2 protein-coding genes are annotated in these 5,066 nt (G+C 64.7%); both read right to left on the bottom strand.

Going from position 1 to position 5,066, the window contains the following annotated elements; all coding sequences use genetic code 11:
- On the bottom strand, positions 1–2,351 hold a 2,351-nt coding region (rpoC, locus tag VFB18_RS04950), incomplete at its 3' end, for a DNA-directed RNA polymerase subunit beta' (RefSeq protein WP_324971664.1).
- 3 nt (positions 2,352–2,354) lie between these two features.
- Positions 2,355–5,066: DNA-directed RNA polymerase subunit beta (gene rpoB / locus VFB18_RS04945; RefSeq protein ID WP_324971662.1), on the bottom strand; the 2,712-nt coding region annotated here is incomplete at its 5' end.

The following is a 5,066-nucleotide window of genomic DNA, read 5'->3' as shown; positions in this document are numbered from 1 at the left end:
GCAAGGCCTTTGCGCGCGCCGTGCGTCGAGATGAAGTACTGCAGCACGTTCAGGCCTTCGCGGAAGTTCGCGGTGATCGGCGTCTCGATGATCGAGCCGTCGGGCTTCGCCATCAGGCCGCGCATGCCGGCGAGCTGGCGGATCTGCGCCGCCGAGCCGCGCGCGCCGGAGTCAGCCATCATGTAGATCGAGTTGAACGCCTCCTGCTTCACCTTCTTGCCGTGGCGGTTCTCGACCTCTTCCGACCCGAGCTGGTCCATCATCACCTTGCCGACCTGCTCACCGGCACGCGACCAGATGTCGACCACCTTGTTGTAGCGCTCGCCCGCGGTGACGAGGCCCGAGGTGTACTGGTTCTCGATCTCCTTCACCTCGGTCTCGGCGGCCTTGATGATCTCCTGCTTCTGCTCGGGGATGCGCATGTCGTGCACGCCGAACGAGATGCCGGCGCGCGTGGCGATGCCGAAGCCGGACTGCATCAGCTTGTCGGCAAAGATCACCGTCTCGCGCAGCCCGCAGCGGCGGAACGCGGCGTTGATCAGCCGGCTGATCTCTTTTTTCTTCAGCGGCTTGTTGAGCAGCTCGAACGACAACCCGATCGGCAGGATCTCCGACAGGATCGCCCGGCCCACCGTCGTCTCGTAGCGCGTCACCTTCTCGGTGATCTCGCCGTCCTCGGCGTACTCCTTCTCCTTGATGCGCACCCAGACGCGCGCATGCAGGTCGACCTGGCGCGAATCGTAGGCGCGGTGCAGCTCGGCGAGATCGGAGAAGCTCATGCCCTCGCCCTTGGCGTTGATGTGCTCGCGCGTGGCGTAGTACAGACCCAGCACGATGTCCTGCGACGGCACGATGATCGGCTCGCCGTTCGCCGGCGAGAGCACGTTGTTCGACGCCAGCATCAGCGTGCGCGCTTCCATCTGCGCCTCGAGCGACAGCGGCACGTGCACCGCCATCTGGTCGCCGTCGAAGTCGGCGTTGAACGCCGCGCACACCAGCGGATGCAGCTGGATCGCCTTGCCTTCGATCAGCACCGGCTCGAACGCCTGGATGCCGAGGCGGTGGAGCGTCGGGGCGCGGTTCAAGAGCACCGGGTGTTCGCGAATCACCTCTTCCAGGATGTCCCACACTTCGGGCACTTCCTGCTCGACCAGGCGCTTCGCGGCCTTGATGGTCGTGGCGAGGCCGAGCAGCTCCAGCTTGTTGAAGATGAATGGCTTGAACAATTCGAGCGCCATCTTCTTCGGCAGGCCGCACTGGTGCAGCTTCAGCTGCGGGCCGACCACGATGACCGAGCGGCCCGAGTAGTCGACGCGCTTGCCGAGCAAGTTCTGGCGGAAGCGCCCGCCCTTGCCCTTGATCATGTCGGCGAGCGATTTCAGCGGGCGCTTGTTGGCCCCGGTCATCGCCTTGCCGCGACGGCCGTTATCCAACAGTGAATCGACGGCCTCCTGCAGCATGCGCTTCTCGTTGCGCACGATGATCTCGGGCGCTTTCAGCTCGAGCAGGCGCTTCAACCGGTTGTTGCGGTTGATGACCCGGCGATAGAGATCGTTCAGGTCGGAAGTGGCGAACCGGCCGCCATCCAGCGGCACCAGCGGCCGCAGCTCGGGCGGCAGCACCGGCAGCACTTCCATGATCATCCAGTCGGGCTTGATGTTCGAGGATTTGAAGCCCTCGAGCACCTTCAGCCGCTTGGCGAACTTCTTGATCTTGGCGTCGCTCGAGGTCGCCTCGAGCTCCTTGCGCAGGTTGTCGATCTCCTTGTTGAGATCGAGCGCCCGCAGCAGCGCGCGGATGCCTTCGGCGCCCATCGCGGCCTGGAAGTCGTCGCCGAACTCCTCGACCTTGGCGAGGTAGTCATCCTCGGTGAGAAGCTGGCAGCGCTTGAGCGGCGTGAGGCCCGGGTCGGTGACGACATAGGCCTCGAAGTACAGCACCCGCTCGATGTCGCGCAGCGTCATGTCGAGCACCAGGCCGAGGCGCGAGGGCAGCGACTTCAGGAACCAGATATGCGCGACCGGCGAGGCGAGCTCGATATGGCCCATGCGCTCGCGGCGCACCTTGGCGAGCGTCACCTCGACGCCGCACTTCTCACAGATCACGCCGCGGTGCTTGAGCCGCTTGTACTTGCCGCACAGGCACTCGTAGTCCTTGATCGGCCCGAAGATCTTGGCGCAGAAAAGGCCATCGCGCTCCGGCTTGAAGGTCCGGTAGTTGATGGTCTCGGGCTTCTTGACCTCGCCGTAGGACCAGGAGCGGATCTTCTCGGGCGAAGCGAGCCCGATCTTGATCGCGTCGAATTCCTCGTCCTGCTGAACCTGCTTGAAGAGTTCGAGTAGTGCCTTCATCGATTAGTACCTCTCCAGGTCGATGTCGATCCCAAGGGACCGGATTTCCTTGACCAGCACGTTGAACGACTCGGGCATGCCCGCATCGATCTTGTGGTCGCCCTTGACGATGTTCTCGTACACCTTGGTGCGGCCGGTGATGTCGTCGGATTTGACGGTGAGCATCTCCTGCAGCGTGTACGCCGCGCCGTAGGCCTCCAGCGCCCACACTTCCATCTCACCGAAGCGTTGGCCGCCGAACTGCGCCTTGCCACCGAGCGGCTGCTGCGTGACGAGCGAGTACGGCCCGGTCGAGCGCGCGTGCATCTTGTCGTCGACCAGATGGTGCAGCTTCAGCATGTGCATGTAGCCGACCGTGACGTTGCGATCGAACGCTTCGCCGGTGCGGCCGTCGAAGAGCTGGACCTGCCCGGTGGTGGGCAAGCCGGCCATCTCCAGCATGGAGTTGATCTCGCTCTCCGCCGCGCCGTCGAACACCGGCGTCGCGAACGGCACGCCCTCGCGCAGGTTCTGCGCGAGCTGCATCAGCTCCTCGTCGGAGAGCTTGGCGAGCTCGTCGTCGCGGCCGCTGGCGGTGTAGATGCGCTCGATCAGCTTCTTCACTTCGCCGGCCTTGTGCTGCTCCTGCTTGATGAGCTCGCCGATCCGCAGCCCGAGGCCTTTTGCCGCCCAGCCGAGGTGCGTTTCCAGAATCTGCCCCACGTTCATCCGCGACGGTACGCCGAGCGGATTCAGCACGAGATCCATCGGCGTGCCGTCGGCCATGTGCGGCATGTCTTCCACCGGCACGATCTTCGAGATGACGCCCTTGTTGCCGTGGCGGCCGGCCATCTTGTCGCCCGGCTGCAGGCGGCGCTTCACCGCGACGTACACCTTCACCATCTTCAGCACGCCCGGCGGCAGCTCGTCGCCCTGGGTCAGCTTCTTCTTCTTCGCCTCGAACATGGCGTCGAACTCGCGGCGCTTCTGGCCGAGCGAGTCCTTGAGGCTCTCGACCTGAGCCGCCGCCTCCTCGTTGGCAAGCCGGATGTCGAACCAGTCGTAGCGCTCCATGCTCTCGAGGTAGTCCTTGGTCACCTTGGTGCCCTTGGCGAGCTTCTTCGGGCCGCCGTTGGCGACCTTGCTGTTGAGCAGGCGCTCCAGGCGCTCGAAGGTGTCGTTCTCGACGATGCGCATCTGGTCGTTCAAGTCCGTGCGATAGCGCTTGAGCTCGTCCTCGATGATGCTCTGGCTTCTCTTGTCCCGCTCGATACCTTCGCGGGTGAAGACCTGCACATCGATCACCGTGCCGCTGATGCCGGAGGGCACGCGCAGCGAGGTGTCCTTAACGTCGGACGCCTTCTCGCCGAAAATCGCGCGCAGCAGCTTCTCTTCCGGCGTGAGCTGGGTCTCGCCCTTCGGCGTCACCTTGCCGACCAGCACATCGCCCGCTTCGACTTCGGCGCCGATGTAGACGATGCCCGACTCGTCCAGCCGGACGAGCTGCGCCTCGGAGAGGTTCGAGATGTCGCGGGTAATCTCTTCGGGCCCGAGCTTCGTGTCCCGCGCGACGACGGTGAGCTCCTCGATGTGGATCGAGGTGAAGCGGTCGTCGGCCACCACCCGCTCGCTGATCAGGATCGAGTCCTCGAAGTTGAAGCCGTTCCACGGCATGAACGCGACCAGCATGTTCTGGCCGAGCGCGAGCTCGCCGAGATCGGTCGAGGCGCCATCGGCCACCACGTCGCCCTTGGCGATGCGCTCACTCTGCTTCACGATCGGGCGCTGGTTGATGTTGGTGTTCTGGTTGGAGCGCGTGTACTTGGTGAGCTTGTAGATGTCCACACCGACGTCGCCGGCGACCGTTTCGTCGTCGTTCACGCGCACGACGATGCGGTTCGCATCCACGTAGTCGACCACGCCGCCGCGCAGCGCGATGACGCAGGTTCCCGAGTCGATCGCCGCGGTGCGCTCGACGCCCGTGCCGACCAGCGGCTTCTCCGGCCGCAGGCACGGCACCGCCTGGCGCTGCATGTTGGAGCCCATCAGCGCGCGGTTGGCGTCATCGTGCTCGAGGAACGGGATGAGGGAGGCCGCGACCGAGACGATCTGCGAGGGCGCCACGTCCATGTACTGCACTTCCTCGGGCGACTTCAGCTCGAACTCGTTCTTGAAGCGGCACGACACCAGCGTGTCGGTGAGCTTGCCGCTCTTGTCGAGCGAGGCGTTCGCCTGTGCGATGACGTAGTTGCCCTCCTCGATGGCCGACAGGTAGGCAATTTCGTTGGTCGCCTTGCTGTCCTTCACTCGGCGATACGGCGTTTCCAGGAAGCCGTATCTGTTGGTGCGCGCATAAAGCGCGAGCGAGTTGATGAGACCGATGTTCGGGCCCTCGGGCGTCTCGATCGGGCACACCCGCCCATAGTGGGTCGGGTGTACGTCGCGCACCTCGAAGCCGGCGCGCTCGCGGGTCAGGCCGCCGGGTCCGAGCGCCGAGACGCGGCGCTTGTGCGTGATCTCGGACAAGGGGTTGGTCTGGTCCATGAACTGCGAGAGCTGCGAGGAGCCGAAGAATTCCTTGATCGCCGCCGAGATCGGCTTGGCGTTGATCAGATCGTGCGGCATCAGATTCTCGGACTCCGCCTGCGACAGGCGTTCCTTCACCGCCCGCTCGACGCGCACCAGGCCGGCGCGGAACTGGTTCTCGGCGAGCTCGCCCACCGAGCGCACGCGGCG

It is taken from the genome of Methyloceanibacter sp. (genome assembly GCF_035650995.1).
GTDB lineage: Bacteria > Pseudomonadota > Alphaproteobacteria > Rhizobiales > Methyloligellaceae > Methyloceanibacter.
Note: the sequence above shows the minus strand (reverse complement) of the source record. Positions and strands in the feature narration are given on the sequence as shown.